22 protein-coding genes are annotated in these 26769 nt (G+C 76.6%); 13 read left to right on the top strand and 9 right to left on the bottom strand.

All coding sequences use genetic code 11. From position 1 onward, the window contains the following. The first annotated feature begins 48 nt into the window (after positions 1-48). Both E5225_RS01280 and E5225_RS01275 read left to right on the top strand, forming a co-directional pair. Complete coding sequence (locus tag E5225_RS01280) at positions 49-1227, top strand: exonuclease SbcCD subunit D (protein WP_135975547.1); 1179 nt, start codon at positions 49-51, stop codon at positions 1225-1227. Beyond that, positions 1227-4409: an AAA family ATPase gene (locus E5225_RS01275; protein ID WP_136225260.1), complete on the top strand. Its 3183-nt coding sequence runs from the start codon at positions 1227-1229 to the stop codon at positions 4407-4409. The genes E5225_RS01280 and E5225_RS01275 overlap by 1 nt, the downstream gene beginning before the upstream one ends. A 49-nt stretch (positions 4410-4458) precedes the next feature. On the opposite strand, the gene E5225_RS01270 is transcribed toward E5225_RS01275, so the two are convergent. Continuing rightward, positions 4459-4875, bottom strand: coding sequence for a hypothetical protein (locus E5225_RS01270; protein ID WP_135972231.1), 417 nt, complete (start codon positions 4873-4875; stop codon positions 4459-4461). Between the two features lie 176 nt (positions 4876-5051). On the opposite strand from E5225_RS01270, the gene E5225_RS01265 reads away from it, so the two are divergent. The 5 genes from E5225_RS01265 (at position 5052) to E5225_RS01240 (ending at position 11361) form a co-directional block, all read left to right on the top strand. After that, a complete protein-coding gene (locus E5225_RS01265) occupies positions 5052-5744 on the top strand; it encodes an LmeA family phospholipid-binding protein (protein WP_135972232.1) in 693 nt (230 codons plus the stop codon). Further along, entirely contained in the window at positions 5741-6523 is a 783-nt protein-coding gene (locus E5225_RS01260) for a M50 family metallopeptidase (RefSeq protein WP_341765555.1), read from the top strand. Before E5225_RS01265 ends, E5225_RS01260 begins: the two co-directional genes overlap by 4 nt. 65 nt (positions 6524-6588) lie before the next feature. After that, positions 6589-8379, top strand: coding sequence for a threonine/serine exporter family protein (locus E5225_RS01255; protein WP_135972233.1), 1791 nt, complete (start codon positions 6589-6591; stop codon positions 8377-8379). Positions 8380-8504: 125 nt separating this feature from the next. Then, positions 8505-9440: an IclR family transcriptional regulator gene (locus E5225_RS17385; protein WP_166435887.1), complete on the top strand. Its 936-nt coding sequence runs from the start codon at positions 8505-8507 to the stop codon at positions 9438-9440. A 160-nt stretch (positions 9441-9600) separates the two neighbouring features. Then, positions 9601-11361, top strand: a complete 1761-nt coding sequence (locus E5225_RS01240) for a family 20 glycosylhydrolase (RefSeq protein ID WP_243738084.1) — start codon at positions 9601-9603, stop codon at positions 11359-11361. A gap of 22 nt (positions 11362-11383) precedes the next feature. Here the strand turns inward: E5225_RS01240 and E5225_RS01235 are convergent, their stop codons facing one another. Both E5225_RS01235 and E5225_RS01230 read right to left on the bottom strand, forming a co-directional pair. Beyond that, entirely contained in the window at positions 11384-12106 is a 723-nt protein-coding gene (locus E5225_RS01235; RefSeq protein WP_135972235.1) for an HNH endonuclease family protein, read from the bottom strand. Between the two features lie 138 nt (positions 12107-12244). Then, positions 12245-12772 (bottom strand): hypothetical protein, encoded by a 528-nt coding sequence (locus E5225_RS01230; protein WP_243738085.1) that lies wholly within the window; start codon positions 12770-12772, stop codon positions 12245-12247. A gap of 328 nt (positions 12773-13100) precedes the next feature. Between E5225_RS01230 and E5225_RS01225 the strand changes: the two genes are divergently transcribed. Together E5225_RS01225 and E5225_RS01220 are read left to right on the top strand one after the other, a co-directional pair. Then, positions 13101-14648: an amino acid permease gene (locus E5225_RS01225; RefSeq protein WP_135972236.1), complete on the top strand. Its 1548-nt coding sequence runs from the start codon at positions 13101-13103 to the stop codon at positions 14646-14648. Continuing rightward, positions 14645-15235, top strand: a complete 591-nt coding sequence (locus tag E5225_RS01220; protein ID WP_208012448.1) for a YdeI/OmpD-associated family protein — start codon at positions 14645-14647, stop codon at positions 15233-15235. Before E5225_RS01225 ends, E5225_RS01220 begins: the two co-directional genes overlap by 4 nt. A 97-nt stretch (positions 15236-15332) precedes the next feature. On the opposite strand, the gene E5225_RS01215 is transcribed toward E5225_RS01220, so the two are convergent. Continuing rightward, entirely contained in the window at positions 15333-15773 is a 441-nt protein-coding gene (locus tag E5225_RS01215; protein WP_135972237.1) for a nitroreductase family deazaflavin-dependent oxidoreductase, read from the bottom strand. A 283-nt stretch (positions 15774-16056) separates the two neighbouring features. Between E5225_RS01215 and E5225_RS01210 the strand changes: the two genes are divergently transcribed. The 3 genes from E5225_RS01210 (at position 16057) to E5225_RS01200 (ending at position 20844) form a co-directional block, all read left to right on the top strand. Beyond that, complete coding sequence (locus E5225_RS01210; RefSeq protein WP_135972238.1) at positions 16057-18453, top strand: glycoside hydrolase family 31 protein; 2397 nt, start codon at positions 16057-16059, stop codon at positions 18451-18453. A 214-nt stretch (positions 18454-18667) separates the two neighbouring features. Next, on the top strand, positions 18668-18937 hold the full coding sequence (locus E5225_RS01205; RefSeq protein ID WP_135972239.1) for a hypothetical protein: 270 nt from the start codon (positions 18668-18670) through the stop codon (positions 18935-18937). A 182-nt stretch (positions 18938-19119) separates the two neighbouring features. Next, on the top strand, positions 19120-20844 hold the full coding sequence (locus tag E5225_RS01200) for an OmpA family protein (RefSeq protein ID WP_166435888.1): 1725 nt from the start codon (positions 19120-19122) through the stop codon (positions 20842-20844). A 23-nt stretch (positions 20845-20867) separates the two neighbouring features. Here E5225_RS01200 and E5225_RS01195 read toward each other — a convergent pair whose 3' ends face one another. The 4 genes from E5225_RS01195 to E5225_RS01180 are packed head-to-tail and all read right to left on the bottom strand — an operon-like array spanning position 20868 to position 24806. Next, complete coding sequence (locus tag E5225_RS01195) at positions 20868-21758, bottom strand: ATP-binding cassette domain-containing protein (RefSeq protein WP_279536513.1); 891 nt, start codon at positions 21756-21758, stop codon at positions 20868-20870. Then, the gene (locus E5225_RS01190; protein WP_135972241.1) at positions 21755-22843 is read right to left on the bottom strand and encodes an ABC transporter ATP-binding protein; all 1089 of its coding nucleotides are present in this window, start codon (positions 22841-22843) and stop codon (positions 21755-21757) included. Before E5225_RS01190 ends, E5225_RS01195 begins: the two co-directional genes overlap by 4 nt. Next, positions 22840-23871, bottom strand: coding sequence for an ABC transporter permease (locus E5225_RS01185; RefSeq protein ID WP_135972242.1), 1032 nt, complete (start codon positions 23869-23871; stop codon positions 22840-22842). The genes E5225_RS01190 and E5225_RS01185 overlap by 4 nt, the downstream gene beginning before the upstream one ends. After that, positions 23868-24806 (bottom strand): ABC transporter permease, encoded by a 939-nt coding sequence (locus E5225_RS01180; protein ID WP_279536514.1) that lies wholly within the window; start codon positions 24804-24806, stop codon positions 23868-23870. The genes E5225_RS01185 and E5225_RS01180 overlap by 4 nt, the downstream gene beginning before the upstream one ends. Before the next feature lie 30 nt (positions 24807-24836). Between E5225_RS01180 and E5225_RS01175 the strand changes: the two genes are divergently transcribed. Further along, positions 24837-25076, top strand: a complete 240-nt coding sequence (locus E5225_RS01175; RefSeq protein ID WP_135972243.1) for a hypothetical protein — start codon at positions 24837-24839, stop codon at positions 25074-25076. Between the two features lies 1 nt (position 25077). Here the strand turns inward: E5225_RS01175 and E5225_RS01170 are convergent, their stop codons facing one another. Next, entirely contained in the window at positions 25078-26736 is a 1659-nt protein-coding gene (locus E5225_RS01170; protein WP_135972244.1) for a peptide ABC transporter substrate-binding protein, read from the bottom strand. Positions 26737-26769: the final 33 nt, after the last annotated feature.

Raw genomic sequence — 26769 nt, 5'->3', positions numbered from 1 at the left:
GGGCGCGGCGGCGGCGGCCGTGTCGGTGCCCCCGGATACGTTGCCCGCATGCGGCTGCTGCACACCTCCGACTGGCACCTGGGCCGCACCCTGCACGGGGTGGACCTGCTCGACCACCAGGCGGCGCACCTCGACCACCTGGTCGAGGTCGTGCGCGCCGAGGCGGTCGACGCCGTCGTCGTCGCCGGGGACGTGTACGACCGCGCGATCCCGCCCGTCGAGGCCGTGACGCTGCTGTCGGAGACGCTCGCGCGCCTGGCCGAGCACACGACCGTGGTCGTCACGTCGGGCAACCACGACTCGGCGACGCGGCTCGGGTTCGGTGCCGTGCTCATGCGCGAGCGCGTCCGGCTTCGCACCCGCGTCGCGGGGCTCGCCGAGCCGGTGGTGCTGCCGTCCGACGACGGCGACGTGCTCGTCTACGGGCTGCCGTACCTCGACCCCGACGCCGCCCGCACGGAGCTGGGCGAGGACGGCCCGGACGGGCGCGTGCCGCTGGCGCGGTCCCACCAGGCCGTGACGACGGCGGCGATGGCGCGGGTGCGCGCCGACGCGGCGGCCCGCGGCGGCGGTGGGCGGCCGCGCACCGTGGTCGCGGCGCACGCGTTCGTCGTGGGCGGCGAGGCCAGCGAGTCGGAGCGCGACATCCGCGTCGGCGGGGTGGACCAGGTGACGGCCGACGTCTTCGACGGGGTCGACTACGTCGCGCTCGGCCACCTGCACGGGCCGCAGGCGGTGGCCGGGCCGGGCCGCACGGTGCTGCGCTACTCCGGCTCGCCGCTCGCCTACTCGTTCTCGGAGCTCCGGCACCGCAAGTCCTCGGTGCTCGTCGACCTGAGCGGCGACGTGCCCGTCACCGAGCTCGTGCCCGCGCCCGTGCCGCGGCGCCTGGCCGAGGTCTCGGGCGCGCTCGAGGACCTGCTGGGTGCGGCCGGCGAGGCCCACGCCGACGACTGGGTGCGCGTCACCGTGACCGACGCCGCCCGGCCCGCCGACCTGTTCCGGCGGGTGCGCGCGCGGTTCCCGCACGCCCTGGCGGTCCACCACCGCCCCGCCGGCGTCGAGCGGGTCGCCGCGCGGGCCGCGCTGGTCACGTCGGCCGCCGACCCGGTCGAGGTGGCGGGCGACTTCGTCGCGCACGTCACGGGCGCCCCGCCGACCGATGCCGAGGTGCACGTGCTGCGCCGCGCGTACGAGCAGGTCCTCGCCGGCGAGCGGAGCGCCTGATGCACCTGCGCTCTCTCACCGTCCAGGCGATCGGGCCGTTCGCGGACCGGCACACCGTCGACTTCGCCGCGCTCGGCGCGGCCGGGCTGTTCCTGCTCGAGGGGCCGACGGGCGCGGGCAAGTCGACGCTCATCGACGCGGTCGTCTTCGCGCTGTACGGCAAGGTCGCGGGCGCCGACGCGAGCGACGAGCGGCTGCGGTCGGCGTACGCGGCGCCGGACGTGGAGTCGGTCGTCGACCTGGTCCTCGAGGTGCCGTCCGGCGTCTACCGCGTGCGTCGCACCCCCGCGTACCAGCGTGCCAAGCGCCGCGGCGCCGGGACGACGACCGCCCAGGCGAGCGCCCGGCTGTGGCGGCTGCCGGCCGACGTCGACTGCACCGGCGGACCCGACGCGCTCGACACCGTCGGCGAGCTCGTCAGCACGCGCCTCGACGAGGTCGGGCTCGAGCTGCAGCGCGTGGTCGGGCTGGACCGGGCGCAGTTCGTGCAGACGATCGTGCTGCCGCAGGGCGAGTTCGCGCGGTTCCTGCGTGCCAACCCCGAGGACCGGCGCGGGCTGCTGCAGAAGATCTTCGGCACCGCGGTCTACGAGCAGGTGCAGCAGCGCCTCGCCCAGCTGCGCCGCGAGGCGGACCGCGCCGTGGAGGACGCGCGCAGCCGGCTGCAGGGCGCGTCGGCGCACCTGGTCGGCGCGTGCGGGCTCGACGCCGACGCGGCCGACACGCTCCGCGCCGAGCTGACGGCGGCCGCCGAGGCCACCTCGACCGGGGCCGAGGGTCCCGCGGCACACGCCGCGGCCGCCGTGGACGCCGTCGTGGCGCGGCTCACCGCGGCCGCGACCCGGCTCACCGCGGAGTCGGCGGCGGCGGGCGCCACGTGGGACCGCGCACGCCAGGGCTGCGACGACGCCGTGGCGACCGCCCGGCTCCTCACCCGGCGGACCGAGCTGCGGGCGGACCTCGCGCGCCTGGAGGACGCCCGGCCCCGTCACGACGCCGACGTCCTGCGGCTCTCCGCCGCGCGCGCGGCCGCGGCGGTGCGCCCGCTGCTGCTGGGCGCCGACGAGGCGGCCACGGCGTGGGCCGGTGCCCGCAAGGCCCTCCTCGCGGCCGTGGACGCCGCGCCCGCCGACCTGCACCCCGCGGCGCGCGTGCTCGACGCCCTGCGCGGCACCGACGCGACGGACCCGGCCGGCGGCGCGGGCACGGACGGGCCTGGCACGACCGGCACGCGCACCGGCGGCGCGGACGAGGTCGACGCGGAGGACTGGCGCGTGCGGCTCGCGGACGCGCGCGCGGCCAGTGCCGACGACGCGGCGGCCCTGCGGCGGCTCGTCGGCGTCGAGGAGGGGCTCGGGGCCCAGCGCCGTGCGGTGCGGGACGCGGGGACCACCATCGAGGACCTCCGGGTGGAGATCACCGCCGACGACGCCTGGCTCGCGGCGCGCCCCGACGACCGGCTGGCGCTCGTCGCCGCGCGCGACGCGGCCCGCGCGCACGGTGCCACGGTCGCGACGTGCGACGCGCGGGTCGGCGCGGCCGAGCAGGTGCTGCGCGACGTGACGTCGCTGCGTACCGCCGCCCAGGAGCACGAGCGCGCGCGCACCGCACGCGCGGCCGCCGCGCAGGAGGCGCACGCCGCCGTCCGCGCCGAGGCCGAGCTGCGCACCGCGCGCGTCGCCGGCCTCGCGGGCGAGCTCGCCGCGGGTCTGGGCGACGGCGACGCGTGCCCCGTGTGCGGGGGCGTCGAGCACCCGAGGAAGGCGTCGCTCGGCGCCGACCACGTGACCGCCGAGCGCGTCGCGGCCGCCGAGGAGCAGCGGGTCGCCGCGGAACGCCGGCTCGCCGCCCAGAGCACCGCGGAGGCCGCCGCGGACGCCCGCGCGACCGCGCTGCGCGAGCGCGTCGGCGACCTCGACGAGGCCGCCGCACGCGAGGCGCTCGCCGTCGCCACCGCCGACGCGACCGCCGCGCGGGCCGCCGCCGCCGAGGCGGGCCGGCGCGACGCCGAGATCGACCGGTTCGACGCCGCGACCCAGGCGCGCCGTGCCCGCCGTGAGGAGCGCGCCCGCCGTGTCGCGTCCGCCGAGGCGGCGCTCGACGCGCTGCGTGACGCGCTCGCGCGCGCCGAGGTCGAGGTCGGCGAGGGCCGCGGCGAGCACCCCACCGTCGCGGCCCGGCACGGCGCGCTCGCCGCGCGCGCGGACCTCGCGGCGGACCTGCTCGACGCCCTCGCGGCCGAGCGCGCGGCGGCCCGCGACGCCGGCCGCCGGCTCGCCGAGCTGCTCGTCGGCCTGCGTGAGCACGGGTTCGACGACGCGCGGACCGCCCGCGACGCGTGGCTGACGCCCGCGGACCTCGCGACCCTCGACCGGGACGTGCAGCGCTGGCGCCAGGAGCAGGCGCGCGTCACCGCGGGCCTCGGTGAGCCCGCGGTGCGCGACCTGCCCGAGGACGTGACCGTCGACGTGGACGCCGCCCGCGCGGCCGAGCGCGCGGCCCGCGCCGCGGCGGACGGCCTCGCGGGCCGCGCGCACGCCGCCCGCGAGCGCGCCGACGCCACGCTGGCTGCCGGCGCGGACGTGCGCCGCGCGGCGACGACGCTCGAGCGGCGGGTCGCCGACGCCGTGCCGGTCGCCCGCATGGCGGGCCTCGCGGCCGGCACGGGCAGCGACAACGCGCACGCGCTGTCGCTCGCGACGTACGTGCTCGCCCGCCGGTTCGAGGACGTCGTCGACGCGGCCAACGACCGCCTGCGCGTCATGTCCGACGGACGCTACGAGCTGGCGCGCAGTGACGAGAAGGAGGACGTGCGCACCCGCACGACCGGGCTGTCGATGCGCGTGCTCGACCACCGCACCGAGCAGGCCCGCGACCCCCGCACGCTGTCCGGCGGCGAGACGTTCTACGTCTCGCTGTGCCTGGCGCTCGGCATGGCCGACGTCGTGACCGCCGAGGCGGGCGGCGTCGAGCTCGGCACGCTGTTCGTCGACGAGGGGTTCGGGGCGCTCGACCCGCACGTGCTCGACCAGGTGCTCGGCGAGCTCGGGCGGCTGCGGGCCGGCGGGCGCGTGGTCGGCGTCGTCTCCCACGTCGAGGCGCTGAAGCAGGCCGTCGCCGACCGCATCGAGGTCCGTCCGACCCCGTCCGGCCCGAGCACGCTCACGGTGCGCGCGGGCTGAGAGCGGGCCGCGGCGCAGGCGGGAGGCGGCGCAGGCGGGAGGCGCGGCGTCACCACGACCACCCGCGCTCGGCCAGCTCCACCTCCTCGCGGAACCGCTCGGCGGGGTCCCCCTTCGCGGCCGGCAGCACCTCAACGCCGGCCATGCGGCACGCCTCGGCGAGCAGCTGGTCGTAGGCGAGCTGCGACGCGATGATCCGCTCCGCGCGCGCGAACATCCGGTCGTCGTCCTCGAGCCTGCGCACGTGCGCGGCGACCACGCCGAGGCGCTGCTGCACGCGCAGGGTCTGGAACGGGTCCTCCGGCACCGGCCGCTCACGGCGCAGTCGTGCCGCCGCCCGCTCGAGCCGCTCGGCCAGGGCCACCCGCCAGCGCGGGCGCTCCTCGGCCGAGGGGATCAGCGACCAGACGGCCGCCAGCAGCACCGTCGGTGCGACGGCAGTCAGCAGGAGGAGTGCCCAGGTCATCGCGCGTCCCTCGTGGTCCGGCGACCAGCCTAGGTCGCCGTTGTGACGCACGCCACACGCCGGGGTGGACAGGGCCGGCGGATGGCCGCGGCGGGCGACCCGGGCGCGCGCCGAACCACCCCGCACGCCGGCCCCGCGACCCGTACGGTGGGCGCGGCGTCGAGGGACGGAGGGTCATGGGAGCCAGGAGAGCGCTCGTCGGCACGGTGGTCACGCTCGTCGTCGTGGGAGCCGGTGCGGTCGTGGCGGACCGGGTCGCGCTCGGCCTCGCCGAGGACCGCGCGCGCGAGGTCGTCACCCAGCAGCTCGCCGTCACCGGCGAGCCGGACGTGACGATCCACGGGTTCCCGTTCCTCACGCAGCTGGCCGCGCGCGAGCTCGACGACGTCGACGCGGCCGCGGCCGGGCTGACGCTCGAGGGCATCGACGCGACCGACGTGCGCGTGACCGCGCAGGGCGTCGGCCTCACGGAGCCGGCCACGGTGCGCGCGGCCACGCTCGCCGCGACCCTGCCGCCCGCGTCGCTCGAGCGCGTCCTCGTGGAGCAGACCGACCTCGACGTCACGCTCACCGTGGAGGGCGGCCTGCTGCGCGTGGCCGGCGACGTGCTCGGCCTGTCGCTGTCCGCGGGGCTGGAGCCGCGCGTCGAGGACGGGGTCCTGCTCGTCGACCTCGCCGACGTCGCGCTCGGCGACCGCAGGCTCGACCTCGACGACCTGCCCGGCGGCCTCGGGGACGACGTCAGCGGCATCGAGGTGCCGGTCGAGGGCCTGCCCGAGGGCGTCGTCCTCACGTCCGCCGTCGTGGTGCCGGACGGCGTGCGCATCACCGCCGAGGGCACCGACGTCGTCCTGCCGGTGGCCCCGTGAGCACCGCCGTCACCGGCCCCGTCGCGGCCGCCCCCGCGGACCAGGACGTCACCGGTCAGCTCGCCGCGTGGTGGGAGCAGGTGACCACGCCGCAGCCCGCACCGGCCCGCGCGACGGTGGCCGTGGTGGGAGCGGTCGTGCTCGCCGCGCTGCTCGTGCCCGGCGTCTGGCACCTGCTGCGGCACGGCCTGACGATCGTGCACGAGGCCGGCCACGCGGCGGTGGCGGTGCTGGTCGGCCGCCGGCTCAGCGGCATCCGCGTGCACTCGGACACGTCGGGGCTGACGGTCTCCCGCGGCAAGCCGCGCGGTCCCGGCATGGTCGCCACCGTCGCGGCCGGCTACCCGGCCCCGGCCGTGCTCGGCGCCGCCGCCGCCTGGCTGCTCTCCCGCGGGTACGCGGTCGGGGTGCTCTGGCTGCTGCTGCTCGTGGTCACGCTCGTGCTCCTGCAGATCCGCAACTGGTACGGGCTGTGGGCGGTGCTCGTCAGCGCCGCCGTCCTGGTCGGCGTGACCGGCTGGGCACCCACCGCCGTGCAGACGGTCGTGGCGGCGGCGCTCACGTGGTTCTTCCTGCTCGGCGCACCCCGGGCCGTGCTGGAGATGCAGGCGCAGCGTCGTCGGGTGCGGCGCAACGGCGGCCGGGACCAGTCCGACGCGGGCCTGCTCGCCGGGCTGACGCACCTGCCGGCGGTCGCGTGGGTCGGGGTGCTGCTGCTCGTGTGCGTCGCCCTGCTCGTCGTCGGCGGGGCCTGGCTGCTGGCGGCCTGGCCGGCCTGAACCGCACGCCCCGACCCGCCCTGGCCACCGGTGCGGTCCCGGTGCCGGAGGGAGAGGATCGACCCATGGGGGCACCCGGCGGACGGCTCGCGCACGGGGTCGACGTGCCGCCCGCCCCTGGGCCGACACCGCCCGAGACGCCGCAGGGCGTCGAGCCGCCGACGACGCCGACGCCCGCGCCGACGGTCGACAGCCCCGCGCCCACCCCGAGCGCCACCGACGCCCCGACCGCCGGGCCCGTCCCCGGCCCCGCACCGGCCCCGACCGCCACGGACCTGTCCACGCCGGTCCCGGCGCCGGTGCCGACCGCGACGCCGACCACGGTCCCGACCGCCACGCCCACCACCCCCGCGTCCGTGCCGGGGACCGTCGTGCCGTGGTCGCGCGAGCCGGCCGTCGCGTCGTCGACCATCCCGTTCGGCGTGGTCCTCACCGCGGCCCTGGTCCTGCTGGTCGTCACCGCCGTGCTCGTCGTCCTGTACCGCCGCGCGCGCCGCGGCGACCCGGCGTCGGGGCCGGAGCCCGCGGCCGCGGCGGTCGTGACGAACGCGGACGGCGCCGTCACCGACACCCCCGCGCCGGCGACTGCCCCCACCCGGTCGGCCCCGGCGGCCGACCCCGCCGTGACGATGGAGTTCCTGGTCGCGCTCGGCACGGCCCTCACGGACGCGAGCGCCCCGGTCGTGCAGGTCGAGGAGACGATCGAGCGGATCGCCGCGGTCAACGCGCTGCCCGGCGTCGCGGTCGTCGCCCTGCCGACGGCGCTGGTGATCTCCGTGCCCGAGGGCGCCTCGCCGCAGACCGTGGCCTCGAGCGCGGGCGGTCGCGCGCTGCGGCTGCACCAGGTGGCCGACGTGCTGCAGGTCGCCGACGCCGCGGAGTCCGGCCGCATCGACCCGGCCGAGGGCCTGGCGCGCGTCCGCGCGGCCGTCCACGCGCCGCCGCTGTACGACGGCCCGACGCGGGTGCTGGGGTACGTGGCGTCGTCCGCGGGGCTCGCGATGATCCTGGGCGGCAGCCTCCTCGACGTCGTGGTCGCGGCGGTGCTCGGCGCCGGGGTCGCCGGGCTCCAGGTGGCCGCGACCCGCCTGCCCGCCGTGTACCAGGCGCTGCTCGTGCTGGTCAGTGCGTTCCTCGTCTCCGCCGCGGTCCTGGCGCTGTCCCGCACGGGTCTCGACGTCGGCACGCTCGCACCGCTCGCCGCGCCGCTGGTGTCCCTCCTGCCGGGGGCCCTGCTCACCACGGCCGCGATCGACCTCGCCACGCGGCAGATGATCGCCGGGTCCGCGCGCCTCGCCGCCGGATCGATGCAGCTGGTGCTGCTGGCGCTCGGCATCACCGCGGCCGCGGCGCTCGTCGGGGTGCCCGCGACGAGCGTCGGCGCAGCGTCCCCCCAGCCCCTGGGCTGGGCCGGCCCGTGGCTCGGCGTGCTCGTGTACGGGTGCGGCGTGGTGTTCCACAACTGCGCGTACCGCAGCGCGCTGCCGTGGATCCTCCTCGTGCTGGTCGTCGCCTACTCCGGCCAGGTGATCGGCGGGCTGCTGCTCGGCCGCGTGCCGTCCGCGTTCGTCGGGGCGCTGGCCATGACGGTCGTGGCGATGTTCGCGGCGACGCGGCCGACGGGCCCGCCCACGCTCGTGGGCTTCCTGCCGGGGTTCTGGCTGCTCGTGCCGGGCGCGCTGGGGCTGGTCGGCGTCACCACGGTGATCGGCGAGGGCGCACCGGCGCTCGCGACCGTGGTGACGGCCGGCGCCACGATGGTGGCGATCTCCCTGGGCGTGCTCGCGGGCATCGCGGTCGGGTCGGCGGTGGCGCGGCGCGCCCGGGCGGCGGCACCGTCGTCGTCGTCGTCCTGAGGCCGGCCCGCCGGTCGCCGCGCCGCGGGCGCGACGCACTGGACGGGTGTGCAGGTCGCGACGGCGACGCGCGACGGCGGGGGCGCCTCTCCCGGCAACCGGGCCGGGCGTGCCACGGTGTCGCGGTGCACGCAACGCCCACCGCGGCAGGACCCACCGACACGGCTCCCGGCGACACCCAGGCCGCCGGCGACCCGGGCGCCTCCGGGCGCAACGAGTCCCTGTCGCTGCGGCGGGCGCTCGCCCTCCTCGACGTGTGCGCGGCCGACCCGGACCCCGCGGGGCTGTCCGCCGCCGAGCTCGGCCGCAGGCTCGGCGTGCACAAGTCCACCGTGCTGCGGCTGGCCGTCCCGCTGCTCGAGGCGGGGCTCCTCGCCCGCGACGTCGCCGGCGGCCGCTTCCGCCTCGGGCCCGGGACCCTGCGCCTCGGGCACGCGTACCTGGCCGCGCTCGACGTCGGCGCCGTCGCCGACCCGCACCTGGCCGAGGTCGCCGCGACCACCGGGTGCACGGCCGTCCTCGCGGTGCCGGACGGGCTGCTCGTGCGCGTGACGCGCCGGCACGCCGCCCCCGCCGCGTCCGGGCGCGTCGCCGAGCGGGCGGCCGCGCACGCGCCCCTGCACTGCTCCGCCACCGGCAAGGCCGTGCTCGCGCTGTCCGCACCGTCCCTGGTCGACCGCACCGTCGCGGCAGGCCTGGCGCCCTACACGTCGCGGACCATCACCGACCCGGGCGAGCTCCGTGCCGAGCTGCTGCGCACGCGCCGGCGCGGCTTCGCGATCGACGACCGGGAGGGCGACCCCGAGGTGCGCGGCGTCGCGGCGCCCGTGCTCGACCACACCGGCACGGTGGTCGGTGCGCTCGGCGTCCACGCACCGGCGACCCAGCTGTCCGCCGCGGCCGTGCAGGCGCACGCGCGCACGGTCGTGCTGGCGGCGCGGGCCGTCACGCGGCTGCTCGGCGGCGCGTCCGTGGGACGCGTGCCCGTCCCGGCGACCGACACCGCGCCGGCACACCGCGGCGTGGCGACGGCGGCCCCGGGGTCGAGGACGGGGGCGTGACCGCGTGGGCCGGGCGCACGAGCGCGCGGACGGGCGCATGACGGCGGCGGCCGACGCCTCCGGGTGGACCCCGAGGCCCCGGCCCGCCCGGGCGCCGGGCGCCGCTGAGCCGGATGCCGCGGGGCCGGCCGCCGCGGGGCCCGCGCTCGTCCCCGCCCCCGTGCGAGTCACGTCCCGCGCCCGCGGCACCGCCGTGTGGGAGCGTGTCCACGTCGTCCTCGACCCCGCGCTCGCGGGTGCGCTGCCGCTGCTCGCCGACCTGGTCGTGCGCCGCCTCGGCCGCCGGCTGACGGTCGCGGACCGTCCCGGGTGCGCGGCACCCGCACCGTCCCCCGGCGGTCCCGCACGCCCCGCGCCCCTCCCCGCGAACGGGACCGCATCGCCCGTGCGGCCCTCCGCGGACGGCACCGCACCCCCCGCACCGCCCTCCGCGGACCAGCCGCCGCCCGGCGCCCTCGTCGTCACGCTCACGCACGACCCGGCGCTCGCGCCCGAGCACCACGTCCTCGACGTCGGCCCCGCGGGCGTGGAGGTCCGGGCCGCCGGCGCCGACGGCGCCCGGCACGCGGTGCAGACCCTGCGTCAGCTGGTCGGCCCGGCCGCGTTCCGCGACGCGCCGCTGGACGCGTCCGCCCTGCCGCTGCCGGGCGTGCGCGTCGAGGACGGCCCGCGCTTCTCCCACCGCGGCGTGCTGCTGGACGTCGCGCGGCACTTCCTGCCGAAGCGCGAGGTGCTGCGGTTCGTCGAGCTCGCCGCCGCGCACAAGCTCAACGTGCTGCACCTGCACCTCACCGACGACCAGGGCTGGCGGTTCGAGGTCCGGGCGTTCCCGCGGCTCACCGAGGTCGGGGGCTGGCGCCGGGAGTCGCAGCTCGGCTCGTCGCGCTCGCCGCTGTTCGACGGCCGCCCCCACGGCGGCTGGTACACGCAGGACGACCTGCGCGAGATCGTGGCGTTCGCGCGCACGCGGGGCGTCACCGTGGTGCCGGAGCTGGACGTCCCCGGGCACTCGCAGGCGGCGATGGCCGCGTACCCGGAGCTCGCGGCGGGGACCGCGCCGGACGAGGTGTGGACGCGGTGGGGCCTCAACCCGCACGCGCTCGCCCCGACCGAGGCGGTGCTCGACTTCTACCGCACGGTGCTCGACGAGCTCGTCGAGGTCTTCGACTCCCCGGTGGTGTGCCTCGGCGGGGACGAGGTGCCGCTCGACGCCTGGGCCGCGGACCCGGCCGCGCTCGCGCGGGTCGGCGAGCTGGGCCTGGAGGACGTGGACGAGCTGCTGCCGTGGTTCGTCGGCCGGCTCACCGAGCACCTGCGCGGGCACGGGCGGCGCGTCAGCGTGTGGGACGAGGTGGGCGGCGCGCGCGTGCCCCGGGACGTCGTCGTGAACTCCTGGCGGGGCGTGCGCAGCGGCCTGGACGCGCTGCGCGACGGCCACGACGTCGTGGTCTGCACCGAGCACCGCCTGTACCTCGACCACCGTGCCGCGCCCGGCCTCGACGAGCCCGTGCCGGTCGGCACGGTGCACACGCTCGAGGACGTGCACGCCTTCGAGCCGGTGAGCCCGGCGGCGGCCGAGACGATGGCCGAGGACGGCGCCGGGCGCGTGCTGGGCGCGCAGGCGCAGGTGTGGACGGAACAGCTCGACTCCCCGCGGCGCGTGGACTACGCGACGTGGCCGCGGCTGTGCGCGTTCGCCGAGGTGGTGTGGACGCCGCGCGAGATGCGCGAGCGCGCCGGGTTCGCCGACCTGGAACGCCGCCTCACGGGTGCGCACCTGGCCCGGCTCGACGCCGCCGGGGTCGGGTACCGCCCGCTCGAGGGGCCGCGACCGTGGCAGCGCCGGCCGGGTGTGCCGGGCTGGGCGCTGCGGTTCGACGACCTGGGCCAGCTCGTGCACACGCCGACGGGCGAGCGCTGACGCCGGAGCGAGCGCAGCACGGTCACCGCACGACCGCGCACCGGTCGATCTCCCGGGCCAGCGCGTCCCGCTCGGCCCGCGTCACCCACAGCCCGTACGCGTGCTTCACGCCGACCTGGCGCAGCGCGTACACGCAGCGGTAGCCCTTCTCCGGTGGGAGCCACGTCGCGGCGTCGCCGGCGCCCTTCTGCTGGTTGGCCCGGCCCTGCACGGCCTGCAGGTTCGCGGGGTCGTTGGCGAACTCGCGGCGCTGCTCGTCCGTCCACTGCTGCGCGCCCTTCTGCCACGCGTCGGAGAGCGCGACCACGTGGTCGACCTGCACCTGCGACGACTGCGGCCCGCGTTCGAAGTCGATGGTCGTGCCGGTGTAGACGTCGTGCAGCGTGCCCCTGAGCACGACGCAGTCCTGCGTGCCGGGCTTCGTCGCGATGTCGACGAGGTCGCGCGCGAGCACGTCGTTGCGCGTGTCGCAGCCGTTGCGGTCCACGTCCGCCCACGCCTGCCCGAACTCCTCGCGCTCGTACCCCGTGCGCGGCGCGCGGCCCTTGACCGGCAGGTCCGCGAGCTGGGCGCGGGCCGTCTCCACGTCGGCCGCCGCCACCGGGTAGCGGGCGCCCGCCCGCGCGTCGAGCCAGACGGGACCGCCGAGCCCCACCGCCACCGCCACCACGAGCACCAGCCCCCAGGGCCCGCGCCGGGCGCGGCGTCGTGGGCTGTCGGGCAGCGCGTCCAGCAGTGAGGTCACGGACCGGGAGCATGCCGGACACCTCGGACATCGACGCCGCCGACCCGCCGTCCACGGGGATCGCGTCGTCGCGGCGGACGCTGGGGACGGCCGAGCGCCCTCGCCGGGCGGTACCCCGCCCGACGGCGCCGCGCGCCGTCAGGTCCCCGTGCCGAGGTCCTCCGGCAGCGCCTCGTGCCCCGCGCGCCCGTGCGTGCGGTTCCGCTCCTTCAGCGCGGCCTCGTACACGTGCCGGCGGCCCGCCATGAGCTCGTCGCGCACCCGCTGCTCGGCCGCGCGGAACGTGGCGTGGTACCCGGCGTCGAAGTCCTCGACCACCTGGAACGTCCAGCGGCCCGCGAGCACGTTCGCGCCGAGCACGTCGGCGCGCAGGCCCGCGGCGAGCTCGGCGTGCCCGGCGGCCTCCAGCTTCTCGAGCGCCTCACCCAGCTCGATGTCGGCCTGGCCGATGAGCCGGTGGAACTCGTACAGCACCCCGCGCGCGTGCTCGACCACCTCGAGGGCCGCCGTCACGCCGCCGACGGCCTCGACCGTCGCGTCGTCCACGCCGGGCGGCCGGCGGTGCGCGTCGTCCGGGCCGTCCTGCCGCGACCGGGCGTCCCCGGCGGGCCGTCCCGCCACGTCGTCCTCGGCGAGGCTTCCCGTGGACCCGTCCTGCTGCGTCATGCGCGCCATGCTGCCCGCGCCCCCACCACCCCGCCCGCCGACCCCGGTCCCCGCCCCCCGTCCCCGCCCACCGCCCGTCGTCGACCCCGGACTTCCTCACCACATCCGCCCGGCCGTGATGAGGAAGTCCGGTTTCGCCGGCCGTGGCGGACCGGGTGTGGCGGACCCGGTGCCGCGGGCCGGGTGAGGTGGGCGACCGGCACCGTCGCGTCACCCGATTGGCCGTCGATCCGCGTCTCCGACATGCTCGTGCGCGGGGCGCCCCGCCGCGACGGCAGGTCCACGGTGACGCGCGCCGCCGGCCCGTACCAGGGGGAGGGGAACCACCATGACGCACGACGGCACGGCAGGCCGGGGGGCCACCGCACCGGCGCCCCGCGGCGTCCTGCGGCGCAAGTCGGTCGAGGCCTCGCTCGCGGACATCGACGACCCGGAGCGGCAGCTGCACCGGTCGCTCACCGCGTGGGACCTCGCGGTCCTCGGGGTCGCGGTCGCGGTCGGCGCGGGCATCTTCTCCGTCGGCGCGACCGCGGCGGCGCAGTACGCCGGCCCGGGCGTCATCGTCTCGTTCCTCATCGCCTCGGTCGTGTGCGGCCTGGCGATCATGTGCTACGCCGAGTTCGCGTCGACGATCCCGGTCGCGGGGTCCGCGTACACGTACTCCTACGCGACGATGGGCGAGCTCGTCGCCTGGATCATCGGCTGGGACCTGATCCTCGAGATGCTGCTCGCGTCGGCGGTGATCGCGAAGTTCTGGGGCGTGTACCTCGCGGACGCGTTCACGCTGCTGGGCATGGACGTGCCGACGACGTCCACCGTCGCGGGCGTCGACGTGGCGTGGGCGCCGATGCTCATCGTCGCCGTGTTCACGACGCTGCTCGCGATCGGCACGCGCCTGAGCACGCGCGTGAACAGCGTCTTCACGATCCTCAAGGTCGCCATCACGATCTTCGTGATCGTCGCCGGCTTCTTCTACGTCAAGGCCGAGAACTGGACGCCGTTCGTGCCGCCGTCGCAGCCCGCGGCGCCCGGCTCGACCACCCTGGACCAGCCGCTGTCGGGCTTCCTGCTCGGCTTCGAGCCCTCGACGTACGGCGTCATGGGGCTGCTGTCCGGTGCGGCGCTGGTGTTCTTCGCGTTCATCGGCTTCGACGTCGTCGCGACCACCGCCGAGGAGACGAAGGACCCTCAGCGCGCCGTGCCGCGCGGGATCCTCGGGGGCCTCGCGCTCGTGACCGTCCTGTACGTGCTCGTGACCGTGGTCGTCACGGGCATGGTCAGCTACACCGAGCTCGCGGAGCAGGACAGCCCGTCGCTGACCAGCGCGTTCGTCCTGGTGGGCGCCGACTGGGCGGGGCGGGTCATCTCGATCGGCATCCTCGTCGGGCTCACGAGCGTGCTCATGGTGCTCATGCTCGGCCTCACGCGCATCGTGTTCGCGCTGAGCCGCGACGGGCTGCTGCCGCGCGGGCTGTCGAAGACGTCGCGGCGGTTCCACACGCCCGTCGGGCTGCAGATCGCGTGCGGCGTGATCATCGCCCTCATCGCCGGCCTGTCGGAGGTGGAGCTGCTCGAGGAGATGATCAACATCGGCACGCTGTCCGCGTTCGTGCTGGTCAGCTTCGGCATCCCGCTGCTGCGCCGCTCGCGCCCCGACCTGGAGCGCGGGTTCCGCGTGCCGTGGTCCCCGGTCCTGCCGATCATCTCCGGCGTGGCGTGCATCTGGCTGATGCTCAACCTCACGACGCTGACCTGGCTGCGGTTCCTCGCCTGGCTGGTCGTCGGCTTCGTCATCTACGCGGCGTACTCCTACCGGCACTCGATGCTCGGTCGCGGCGCACCCGAGCCGCTCGGCGAGGACGCGCCCCCGCTGTGACGGACGCGCCCGGCCCGGGGAGCGGTCGCGACGAGCGCGTGCTCGTCGCGACCGCCGCCGGGTGGCGCGCCTGGCTGGCCGAGCACCACGCGACGAGCCCCGGCGTGTGGGTCGTCCGGTGGAAGCCGTCGTCGGGACGTCCGGCGCTCGGCTACGAGCCGCTGGTCGAGGAGCTGCTCGCGGTCGGCTGGATCGACGCGACGCAGCGCACCGTGGACGACGAGCGCACGGAGATCTGGTGCACGCGCCGCCGCCCCGGCAGCGGCTGGTCGCGGCTGACCAAGGAGCGGCTCGCGCGCGTGGAGGCGTCGGGGCGGATGACGGACGCCGGGCGGGCCGTGATCGCGGCGGCGCGCGCGGACGGCACGTGGGAGATGTACGACGACGCCGAGGCGGGCGTCGTCGCGGCCGACCTCGCCGACGCGCTGGCCGCCGACCCCGCCGCCGCGTCCGGGTGGGACGCGTTCACGCCCGGCGTGCGGCGCGCGCAGCTGCGCTGGCTGGCCGAGGCCCGCCGGCCGGCGACGCGGGCCGCCCGCGTGGGGCGCATCGTGGCGGCGGCCGCCGAGGGGCGAGCGGCGCACTGAGCCGGCGCGTCCGCGCGTCCGGGCCGCGACCGGGCTGGCAGCGACCGGGCGGCAGCGACCGCGCTCAGTCCCCGACGGCTCAGTCCGCTCAGTCGGCTCAGTCGCCGACGGGGCTCAGCACGAAGACGGGGATCTCCCGGTCCGTCTTCGTCACGTACTCGTCGTACGCCGGCCACGTCTGCACGGCCCGCGCCCACCAGGTGGCGCGGTCCTCGCCGGTGACCAGCCGGGCGTCGTACTCGCGGCGCACGGGCCCGTCCTGCAGCTCGACCCGCGGGTGCGCGGTGAGGTTGTGGAACCACGTCGGGTGCTCGGGGGCGCCTCCCTTGGACGCGACCACGGCGTACTCGCCGTCGTGCTCGACGCGCATGAGCGGGATCTTGCGCAGCTTCCCGCTCCGGGCGCCGACCGTCGTCATGACGATCACGGGGCGGCCGTTCAGCGTGTTGCCCTCCGCGCCGTTCGAGCGCTCGAAGAGCTCGACCTGCTCGCGCGGGAAGGCGTCGGGGCTGGGGGCGTACTCACCGTCGAGTGGCATGCCGGTCCCAACGACCTCCGCCCGCCGGCCATTCCCCTCCGGGCACGCTCCTCCCCGCCGATCGTCACCCCCTGCACCCCGAGCCCTCACCCGTCCAACCGCGCACCCGCGCACTCGCGAGCGCACCACTTGTCGCACGAGCGCGCCCGTCCTGAGTGGCGCGCTCGTGCGACGAGTGGCGCGCTCGACGGCCGGGACGCGGGTGCCGGGGCCGGCGGGTGCCGGGGCGGGCGGGTGCCGGCTGCGGGTGCGGGCCCGTGCGGGCGCGCGAAGGATGGACCGCATGCCGTCCCCCAGCCTGCCCACGTCCCCCGTCGCCGACCCCGGTGCCGTCGTCGCGGGCGACCGGTGGCGCATCACCGTCCTCACCGAGGGCCTGGTGCGGCTGGAGTACGCCGAGGACGGCGTGTTCGAGGACCGCGCGTCGACGTTCGCGCTGCACCGCCGCCAGCCCGTCCCGGACTTCCGCGTCGTCGACCAGGGCGGCCACCTCGAGGTCGTGACGAGCAGGCTGCGGCTGACGTACGACAAGGGCCCGTTCACGACGAGCGGGCTGTCCGTGGCGGTGCTCGGCGCGGTGACGAACTACCACTCGGTGTGGCGGTACGGGCAGGACACCCCGGACCGGAACCTCGGCGGCACGGTGCGCACGCTGGACGAGGCCGACGGCGCCATCCCCCTGGAGCCGGGCGTGGTGGGGCGGTGGGGCTACGCCGTGCTCGACGACTCCCGGTCCTTCCTGCTGACCGACGACGGCTGGGTCGCACCGCGCGAGGGCGGCCGCACCGACCTCTACGTGTTCGCGTACGGGCACGACCACGCGGAGGCGGTGCGCGCCCTGTACGCGGTGTCCGGGCCGCAGCCGGTGCTGCCGCGGTGGGCGCTCGGCAACTGGTGGAGCCGGTACCACCCGTACACCGCCGACGAGTACGCGGCGCTGCTCGACCGGTTCGCGGCGAGCGGGATCCCGTTCTCGGTGGCCGTGCTCGACATGGACTGGCACGTCACGGACGTCGACCCGGCGATCTCCAGCGGCTGGACCGGGTACTCCTGGAACCGCGACCTGTTCCCGGACCCGGGCGCGTTCCTCGACGACCTGCACGCGCGCGGCCTGCGCGTGACCCTCAACGTGCACCCGGCGGACGGCGTCGGCCCGCACGAGGACGTGTACGAGGAGATGTGCGCGGCGCTGGGCCTCGACCCCGCGACGCGCGAGCCGGTCGCGTTCGACGTCACCGACGCGGCGTTCCTGACGGCCTACTTCGACGTGCTGCACCGCCGGCTCGAGGCCGAGGGCGTCGACTTCTGGTGGCTGGACTGGCAGCAGGGCGCGCACTCGCGCATCGCGGGGATCGACCCGCTGTGGATGCTCAACCACTTCCACTTCCTCGACGCCGCGCGCGACGGGCGCCGCCCCCTGACGTTCTCCCGGTACGCGGGGCCGGGCTCGCACCGCTACCCCGTGGGGTTCTCCGGCGACACCGTGGTGTCGTGGGCGTCGCTGCGGTTCCAGCCGTACGTGACCGCGACGGCCGCGAACATCGGCTATGGCTGGTGGAGCCACGACGTCGGCGGGCACATGTTCGGCGCCAAGGACGACGAGCTCGCGACCCGGTGGGTGCAGCTGGGCGTGTTCTCGCCGGTCCTGCGCCTGCACTCCTCGAACAACCCGTTCATGACCAAGGAGCCGTGGGCCTACGCGCCCGAGCACGCCGCCGTCCAGACCGAGTTCCTGCGCCTGCGGCACCGGCTCGTCCCCTACCTGCACACCATGAACCACCGCGCGGCGCGCGACGGCGTGCCGCTCGTGACGCCGATGTACCACCGCTGGTCCCGGCACACGGAGGCGTACGACGTGCCCGGCCAGGTCGCGTTCGGCTCGGAGCTGCTGGTCGCCGCGGTGACCACGCCGCGGGACCGCGCGGCGGCGGTCGCGCCCGTGCGCGCGTGGCTCCCGGACGGCGTGTGGGTGGACGTGCTGACGGGCCTGGTCTACGACGGCGGCCGGCAGCTGGTGCTGCACCGCGACCTGGCCTCGGTCCCGGTGCTCGCACCGGCCGGGGCACTCGTCCCGCTCGACGCCGCCGAGGTGCCCGCGGACGACCCGGTCGAGCCGACCTGGCTCGAGGTGCTCGTCGTCGTGGGCGCGGACGGCGCGTTCACGATGGTGGAGGACGACGGCACGGGCGACGGCCGCGACGAGTCCCGGGTCGCGCGCACGCCGCTGCGGTGGGACCAGGCGGCCGGCGTGCTGACGGTCGGGCCGGCGACCGGTGCGACCGGGTTCCTGCCCGCGGCGCGGACGTGGACGGCGACGTTCCTGTCGGTGGCGGACGACGTCGCGCCCGTCGCCACCGTGGAGGGCGCGGCCGTCGAGCCGGTCGTGGCGCGCACCGCCGAGGGGCACCTGCGCGTGACGGTCCACGACGTGCCCGTCGGCGCGGTGCTGCGCGTCGGCCTCGGCGCGGCACCGACGCTGCGCCCGAACGACGTCGCGGGCCGGCTCCACCGGCTGCTCGACGCCGCGCAGGCGGGGTACGAGCTCAAGCGCCGCGTCCTGGAGGTGCTCACGTCCGACCGGCCGCTGCACGTGCGCCTCTCGCACCTGGCGGCCCTGGACGCGCCGCCCGTGCTGCGCGCCGCCGCGGAGGAGATCGTCCTGGCCCGCGCGTCGGCCTGACGGGCCCGCGGCGGGACGCGTGGGCGCCGGTCACCGGCCGGCGCCGGCCGTAGCAGGTGCCGGGGTCGACGGGGTACCGTCACTGTGCTCCACGTCACTCGCGCGACACGCACCTCCGTGCCGCACCGCGTCGGCTCGGCGCGGCCGACGCCGCACTTCCGCAGCAGGCCCACCCCCGCCGTGAGAAGACCCGGCATCCGATCGGAGCACCACGATGCACACCACCGTCGACCCCATCGTGTCCGCCGTCCCCTACGAGGTGCTCGAGGTGCAGGGGCGCACCCCGGTCGCGCTCACGGACTTCGTCGGCACCGTCTCCGTCCTGCTGCGGGGCAGCACGGGCGAGCACGTCGTCTGCGGCCAGGGCACCGCCGACACCCACACCGCCGTGCTGCAGGAGAAGAGCAACGACGGCGTCGGCAAGGACGTCCGCCGGTGGAGCGTCGTCGCCGACGGGGACGGGTTCGTGGCGCAGACCTCCTGACGGCTCCGTCGACCGCGCCGGTCGTCGGTCGAGCGCGCCCGTGCTCAGCGGTGCGCTCGTGCGACGTCCGGTGCGCTCGTGCGACGTCGGGTGCGCTCCCGCCGCGTCACCCGGACGCCTGACGCGGGCGGCCGGACGTATCCGGCACGATGGGCCCCTTCCCCACCCCCAGGAGCCTTTCCGTGCGCCCGCAGCGTCCCGTCCGTGCCCTCGTCGGCGCCCTGCTCGTCGCCGCGCTCGCTGCCTGCACGGCCGGCGGCTCCCCCGACCCCTCGGCTCCGGCGACCGCGAGCGCCGACCCCGGCCCGCAGCCGGAGGACGTGGTTGCCACCGCCGTGATCCCGGAGGGCGGCGTCGACCTCGAGGTCCGCGTGCACCCGCTCGTGCGTGCGGGCGAGCACGTGGTGCTGACGCTCGACCTGGTGCCCCTGGAGGAGGTGGACGAGGACGACCCCGTGCACGTGACCGGCTTCGGGGTCACGTCGTTCGTCGCGGAGGGCAGGCCGCCCGTCAACGTCCGGCTCCTCGACCTTGCGCGCGACGTCGTCCACCACGTGGGTGCCGGCGCCGACGGCAAGCCCGTGGTCGCACCCGAGCACTGGAACCGGGTGCGCGCCGATCACGGCACGCGGCTGCAGATGCCGTTCGCGGCGCCGCCCGCCGACGTGACCGGGCTGTCGCTGCTGGTCCCGGGAGCGCCCCTGTTCGCGGACGTGCCGATCGTCGACGGCGAGCTGCCGTCCGCCGCGCACCCCGACGACGTGGCCGCCGCCGCCGACGCCGCGGCGAGCGCGTCCGCCCGCCCGACGGGCGGCACGTCGTCGACCGCGACGCCCGACGACGTCGAGCCGCCCGAGGCGCTCGACCTGGACGCCGTCGTGACGGCGCCGACGTTCCCGCTCGAGTCCACGAGCGCCGAGCTGGCGGGCGCGGTGCGCACGACCGAGTCGACCGACCGGGTCGAGGTGACGCTCGGCTCGGACGTGCTCTTCCCGTTCGACTCCGCGGACCTGGCCCCCGAGGCCGCGGACGCCGTCGCGCTCGTCGCGCAGCGCCTGTCCGAGCGCGACCCCGGCACGGTCCAGGTGGTCGGCCACACCGACGACCAGGCGGACGACGCGTACAACCTGGACCTGTCCCGGCGGCGCGCGCAGGCCGTCGCCGACGCCCTCGGCGCGCAGGTCGACGCGGCCGCGTACCCGGCCCGCGTCGAGGGTCGCGGCGAGCAGGAGCCCGTCGCCGACAACGGCACCGACGAGGGCCGGGCGCTCAACCGGCGCGTCACGGTGACGCTGACGTCGACGGTCGTCACGCGCACCGACGTCACGACGACGGGCGAGCTGCCGCCGTTCGAGGCCCTCGTCGGCACGGCAGGCACCCCGCTGCCCATCGCGAACAACATCCGTAAGTGGGAGGTCGACGCGTCGGCACGCCGCGTGCACGGGCACGTCGTGGTCGACCTGACGGTAACGGCCACCGACCAGAAGGACGGCCTCGGCTGGGCCCCGGGCTTCCTGCGCGGCTTCTCCTCGCACCGCGGCAGGGACACGGTGACCCCGCACAGCATCACCGCGCGCGGCTCGGTGCTGCAGGGCGCGACGCGCCTGTTCCCGCTGGACTACCAGGTCGGCGCGAACGACGCGTGGCCCGGCGGCGAGTGGTTCACCGCCTCCGACCTGGACGCCAGCTCGTGGATCGACGGGGGCCAGACGCGGACGTTCTCGTTCGTGTACCCGCGCCTCGACGTGGAGACGGTCGTCTTCCAGGCCGGCACGGGCACCTCGTCCGCCACGGACGACTTCCGCCTCCTCGACGTGCCGGTCGCGGCGGAGGTCGCCGCCGAGGGCACCGCGAGCACCGCGAGCCCCGCGAGCCCCGAGCCCACCGCGACCACCGACGAGAACTGAGCACGGCGCCCCTCGGGGAACACCTACCCGGCGTCGACCGCCTCGCGCACCCACCGGCCCGGACGCACCTCGACGAGCTCGCCGTGCCGCGCGGGTGCGTCGTACGGCAGCCGCGGCCGCGGCGGCGCGTCGGGGTCCGGCACCGGGACCGCCGCCAGGAGGCTGCGGGTGTACGGGTGCAGGGGGTCGCGGTAGACGTCGTCCGCCGGGCCCACCTCCACGAGCCGCCCGTCGTGCATGACGCCCACGCGGTCGCTGACGTGGCGCACCATCGCCAGGTCGTGCGCGACGAACAGGTACGTCAGCCCCCGGTCGCGCTTGAGGTCGGTGAGCAGGTTGACGATCTGCGCCTGCACGGACACGTCGAGCGCCGAGATGGGCTCGTCGCACACGACGAGCCGCGGCTCGAGGACGAGCGCCCGCGCGATGCCGACGCGCTGGCGCTGACCGCCGGAGAACTCGTGCGGGTACCGGCCGCCGACCGCGGGGTCGAGGCCGACCGCGGCGAGGGCGTCGTCGACGCGGGACGCACGCCGGCGCGCGTCCGGCTCGAGGCGCCCGATCTCGAGGCCCTCGGCGACGATGTCACGGACCCGCATGCGCGGGTCGAGCGACGCGTACGGGTCCTGGAAGACCATCTGCACCTCGCGTCGCAGCTGCGACGCGTCGCGCGCGCGGGCCCAGCGGGTGACGTCGCGGTCGCGGTACCGCACGCTCCCGCCCGTCGGCGCGTACAGCCCGACGACGCAGCGCCCGAGCGTCGACTTGCCGGAGCCGGACTCGCCGACGAGGCCGAACGTCTCGCCCTCGTCGACCCACAGGCTCACGTCGTCGACCGCGTGCACGCGCGGCCCGCGCCGGCCGCCGAACGTGTGCACGAGGCGGGACACCTCGAGCAGGTGCTCGCCGCTCACCGGCCACCGCCCGGCTCGACGGGCTCGGTCGGCCGGCCCGCGGGCAGGTCCGCCGACGCGGCGTGGCGCGCCCACCGCTGCGCGACCGCCGGGGGCGGCTCCACCGCGGGTGCCCCCGGTGCGAGCAGCCACGTCGCGGCGCGGTGCGTCGGGGAGACGTCGAAGAACGGCGGCGCCTGCTCGGTGTCGATGCGCACGGCGTAGGGGTTGCGCGGCCAGAACGCGTCGCCGGTCGGCGGGTCGATCATGTCGGGCGGCGACCCGGGGATCGCGAGCAGCCGCCCGTCGGGCTGGTCGGCGGTGGGCAGGGACCCGAGCAGGCCCCACGTGTACGGGTGCTGCGGGTGGCCGAACACCTCCCGGGCGGTGCCGATCTCGACGATGCGACCGGCGTACATGACGGCGACGCGGTCGGCGACGCTCGCGACGACGCCGAGGTCGTGCGTGACGAGGACCACCGCCGTGCCGGTGTCCCGGCGCAGCTCACCGAGCAGGTCGAGGACCTGCGCCTGGACGCGCACGTCGAGCGCGGTCGTCGGCTCGTCCGCGAGCACCACGTCCGGCCCGCACACGAGCGCGATCGCGATGGCGATGCGCTGCCGCTGCCCGCCGGAGAACTGGTGCGGGTACTGGCGGGCGCGCACGGCGGGCTCGGGGATGCCGACGCGCTCGAGCAGGCGCACCGCGGCGTCCCGGGCCGCGCGCCGCGAGAGCGACGTGTGCACGCGCAGCGGCTCGGCGACCTGCGCGCCGATCGTCATCGTCGGGTCTAGGCACGTCATCGGGTCCTGGAAGACCATCGCGATGCCGTTGCCGCGCACGCGCCGCAGCGCCCGCTCGTCGGCGCGCACGAGGTCCTGCCCGCGGTACCGCACGGAGCCCGCGTCGACGCGCCCGTTGGCGGGCAGCAGCCCCGTCACGGCGCGCGCCGTGACGGACTTGCCGGAGCCGGACTCGCCCACCACCGCGAGCACCTCGCCCGCGTGCAGCGTGAGCGACACCCCGCGGACCGCCTGCACGCGCCCCGCGCGGGTCGCGAACGAGACGTGCAGGTCGTCGACCTCGAGGACCGGTGCGGCGCTCACCGGAGGGTCACCCCCCGCGGGTCGAACGCGTCTCGCAGGCCGTCGGCCAGCAGGTTGAACGCGATCATGAGGACCGAGAGGGTCACGGCGGGGGCGAGCATCTGGTGTGGCAGGAACGTGAACGTCTCGAAGCCGGTGTCGAGCAGCGTGCCGAGCGACGCGGTCGGCGGGCGCAGGCCCAGGCCGATGAAGCTGAGGAACGCCTCGAAGAAGATCGCGGTCGGGATCGTGAACATCGTCTGCACGACGATCAGGCCGACCGACCCGGGCAGCACGTGGCGCAGGGCGAGCCGCACGCGGCCGGCGCCGAGCACGCGCGCGGCCAGCACGAACTCCTGCTCGCGCAGCCGCAGCGCCTGCGCGCGCACGAGGCGCGCCATCGGGATCCAACCCGTGACGGCCATGGCCAGCACGATGGTCACCAGGCCGGGCTCCAGCACGGTGAGCATGAGGACGAGCACGACGAGCGTCGGGATGCCGGACAGCACCTCGAGCACGCGCTGCAGCACGCCGTCGACGGCCCGTCCCCCGAGCCCGGACACCAGACCCCACGCGACGCCGATCGTCAGGTCCAGCAGACCGGCGACGAGCGCGATCGTCAGGGAGACGCGCACGCCGACGAGCAGCCGCGACAGCAGGTCCCGGCCGAAGCCGTCGGTGCCCAGCAGGTGGTGCACGTCGGCGGGGACCCCGGCCTGCGCGTACCGGTCGACGCGCTCGCCACCGACGACCGCGGTGCCGTCGAGCCCGGCCACGTCGACGCCCGGCAGGCGCGGCGGCAGGTTGACGCGCGTGACGTCCTGCAGCGTCGGGTCGTGCGGCGTGAACCAGATCGCGAGCACCGCGACCGCGGCGACCACGACGAGCAGCGCGAGCGAGACGAGCGCGGCGGGCCGACGCCGCAGCCGGTGCCAGGCGTCGTGCGAGCGCGCGGGGGCGTGCGGCGCGTCGGGGCGCGGCGCACCGGCCTCGCCGTCGGGGCGCGGGACCGGCGCGAACGCCTCCGGCGGCAGCGCGGGCGCGGTCATCGCCGCACCTCCCCGCCGAGCCGGATGCGCGGGTCGACGAGGCTGTAGAGCACGTCGACGACGAGCACGACCACGAGCAGGAGGGCCGAGTACAGGATGGTCACCGCCATGATCGTCGGGTAGTCGTTCGCCAGCACCGACTTGACGAACTGCTCGCCGATGCCGGGGACCGCGAAGATGTTCTCCACCACGAGCGAGCCGGTGAGCAGCGCGACGGACATCGGCCCGAGCAGCGTGATGAGCGGGACGACGCTGTTGCGCACGCCGTGCCGCCACGCGACCTGCCACGGCCCGAGGCCCTTCGCGCGCGCCAGCTCGGCCTGGTCGGACGCGAGCACCTCCACCATCTCGGTGCGCACGAACCGGGCGGAGTCCGCGAGCGGCGCCATCGCGAGCGCGAGCGTCGGCAGCACGGTCGAGGACAGGTCGCGCCAGCCGGCGATCGGGAACAGCCCGAGCCGCAGCGCGAGCACGTACTGCAGCACCGCGGCCAGCACGAAGCTGGGCACCGAGCGGCCGATCACGGCGAGCACGGTCGACCCGCCGTCGAGCCACGTCCCGCGCCGCACGGCCGCGACCACGCCGAGGACGACGCCGAGGACGGTCCCGACCACGAGCGCCTGCAGCCCGAGCTGGACGGACGGGCCGATCCGCCCCGCGAGCAGCGCGGTGACCGGCTGGTTCTTGAACTGGAAGGAGACGCCCAGGTCACCGGTCAGGAGGTTGCGCACGTAGAGCACGTACTGTTCCAGGAGCGGTCGGTCCAGACCCGCCCGCGCGTCGAGGATGGCGATCTGCTCGGGCGTGAGCTTGTGCAGGTCGACGTAGGGCGACCCGGGCAGCAGGTGCATGAGGAAGAACGTCACGGTGACGACGACCCACAGCGTGAGCGCCATGTACACCAGGCGCCCGCCCACGTACCTCGCCAGGTTCACGACGACCTCCCGGGCGCGCGGCGGTGCCGCGTGAGGGCCGTGTCGGACGTCGCGTTCATCGTGGGTCTGCTGCTCCTGCTCGTCGGCGCCGTGCGGACCATCGGGGCGTCCGGCCAGCTCGGCGTCCTGCGCGGACGCCGGCCCGGTCCGGCCGCCGCACCCGGGCAGGTGCGCCGGGTGCGGCAGCCGCGGGGGTGGTCCCCCTGGGTGCTCGCCGGGGCCGGGCTCGTCGCGGTCGCGGCGCTGGCCGCGGCGCTGAGCCCGTCGTGACTCAGTCCTCCAGGTACGCCGACTTGTACTCGAACGCCGGCCCGGCGGTGTGGAACACCACGCCCTTGAGGTCCGGCGAGCGCAGCAGCGTCGAGCTCTGGAAGTAGATCGGCGTGACGCCCTGGTCGGCGACGAGGACCTCCTGCGCGTGCAGCAGGTCGTCGAAGCGTGCGGCGGCGTCGGTCGCGTGCGTGACCTGCGCGGCCTCGAGGGCGGCGTCGAACTCGGGGTTGGCGTACCCGCCCCAGTTGGTGCCGGCGTCCGACCGGACCAGGCCGAGCTGGCTGGACGGGTCGGCGTAGTCCGCGCCCCACGTGACGAGGTACGCGCCGAAGGCGCCCGAGCCCGTCTTCTCGAGGAAGTTCGCCACCGGGTTGGTGGTGACCGCCAGCGTGACGCCCTCCAGGTTCTCCTGCACCGCGCCCTGCAGGTACTCCGCGACGGCGCGCGTGCGGTCGGACTCGAACGTCTGCAGGTCGATCGCGAGCGAGCTCACGCCGAGGTCGGCGCGCGCCTGGGCCCACAGGTCCTGCGCGCGGGCGACGTCGGTCGTGAGCAGGTCACCGGCGGCGTCGGCGAAGTCCTCGCCGTCGGGGCTCGTGGCCAGGCCCGGCGGGACCAGGCCGGTCGCGGGGGTCGAGCCGTCGGCCAGCACGCTCGCCGTCAGCGCCTCGCGGTCGATGACGAGCGAGATCGCCTCGCGCACGCGCGGGTCCGCGAGCACCGGGTCGGCGTGGTTGTAGCCGAGGAACGCCGACGTCGCGGTCGTGTCGGCGACGAAGCCGGGGTCGGCCTGCTCGGCCTGGACCTGGGCGCCCGCGATCGCGACCTGGTGGACCTCGCCGCTCTTGTAGAGGTTGACCGCGGTGGTCGTCTCCTTGACGACCCGCACCGCGATCGAGTCGAGCCGCACGGACCCGGCGTCCCAGTACTCGTCGTTGCGCTCGTACGTCCAGTCGGTCCCGATGCCGGGGCCGGCGAAGTCGGCGAGCACGAACGGGCCGTTGTAGACCGCGTGCTCGGAGTCGGACGCGAACGCGTCGCCCTGCTCGGTCACGTACGCCTCGCTGACCGGGAAGAACGGCACGACGGCCAGCATCGAGGGGAAGTACGCGACGGGCGCCGCGAGCGTCACGACGAGCGTGTGGTCGTCGGTCGCCTCGACGCCGAGCTGGTCGGGCTCCTGCTCGCCGGCGATGATCGCGTCGGCGTTCAGGATCGTCCCGTAGTACTTCTGGTTCTCGCCTGCGTTGTCGAGGCCGACCGCCCGCTGCCACGCGAACACGTAGTCGTGCGCGGTGACGGGGGTCCCGTCGGACCACGTCGCGTCGGGGTTGAGCGGGATGGTGTACGTCAGGCCGTCCGCGCTGACCTCCGGGAGGTCGGCTGCGCCGGCGGGCACGGGCTGGTTGGCCTCGTCGAGGCGGTACAGGCCCTCGTAGACGTTGTTGACGACGATCGCGGAGTTGGAGTCGATCGCGAGCGGCGGGTCGATCGTGTTGAGCTCCTGGGCGACGACGACGGTCGCCTCCTGGACCGTGCCGCCGGCGGCGGCGGTCCCACCGGGCTCGGGGTCGCCGGTGGTGGTGCAGGCGCTCAGCAGGAGGGTCGCGGCGGTGAGGGCGACGAGCCCGCGGACGAGGGGACGACGGACGTTCATGGGGACCTCGGGGAGGACGCGCGGCGGCTCGCC

This window comes from Cellulomonas shaoxiangyii, assembly GCF_004798685.1.
GTDB lineage: Bacteria > Actinomycetota > Actinomycetes > Actinomycetales > Cellulomonadaceae > Cellulomonas > Cellulomonas shaoxiangyii.
The sequence above is the reverse complement of the archived record's forward strand: the minus strand, read 5'-3'. Positions and strand labels throughout refer to the sequence as shown.

What these genes read in the sequence shown, in the direction of transcription:
- E5225_RS01255 (WP_135972233.1), top strand. Translation starts at nt 6,589, where the DNA reads ATGGGGGCACCCGGCGGACGGCTCGCGCACGGGGTCGACGTGCCGCCC.
- E5225_RS01210 (WP_135972238.1), top strand. Translation starts at nt 16,057, where the DNA reads ATGCCGTCCCCCAGCCTGCCCACGTCCCCCGTCGCCGACCCCGGTGCC.
- E5225_RS01225 (WP_135972236.1), top strand. Translation starts at nt 13,101, where the DNA reads ATGACGCACGACGGCACGGCAGGCCGGGGGGCCACCGCACCGGCGCCC.
- E5225_RS01215 (WP_135972237.1), bottom strand. Translation starts at nt 15,773, where the DNA reads ATGCCACTCGACGGTGAGTACGCCCCCAGCCCCGACGCCTTCCCGCGC.
- E5225_RS01265 (WP_135972232.1), top strand. Translation starts at nt 5,052, where the DNA reads ATGGGAGCCAGGAGAGCGCTCGTCGGCACGGTGGTCACGCTCGTCGTC.
- E5225_RS01230 (WP_243738085.1), bottom strand. Translation starts at nt 12,772, where the DNA reads ATGACGCAGCAGGACGGGTCCACGGGAAGCCTCGCCGAGGACGACGTG.
- E5225_RS01185 (WP_135972242.1), bottom strand. Translation starts at nt 23,871, where the DNA reads ATGACCGCGCCCGCGCTGCCGCCGGAGGCGTTCGCGCCGGTCCCGCGC.
- E5225_RS01205 (WP_135972239.1), top strand. Translation starts at nt 18,668, where the DNA reads ATGCACACCACCGTCGACCCCATCGTGTCCGCCGTCCCCTACGAGGTG.
- E5225_RS01280 (WP_135975547.1), top strand. Translation starts at nt 49, where the DNA reads ATGCGGCTGCTGCACACCTCCGACTGGCACCTGGGCCGCACCCTGCAC.
- E5225_RS01275 (WP_136225260.1), top strand. Translation starts at nt 1,227, where the DNA reads ATGCACCTGCGCTCTCTCACCGTCCAGGCGATCGGGCCGTTCGCGGAC.
- E5225_RS01270 (WP_135972231.1), bottom strand. Translation starts at nt 4,875, where the DNA reads ATGACCTGGGCACTCCTCCTGCTGACTGCCGTCGCACCGACGGTGCTG.
- E5225_RS01170 (WP_135972244.1), bottom strand. Translation starts at nt 26,736, where the DNA reads ATGAACGTCCGTCGTCCCCTCGTCCGCGGGCTCGTCGCCCTCACCGCC.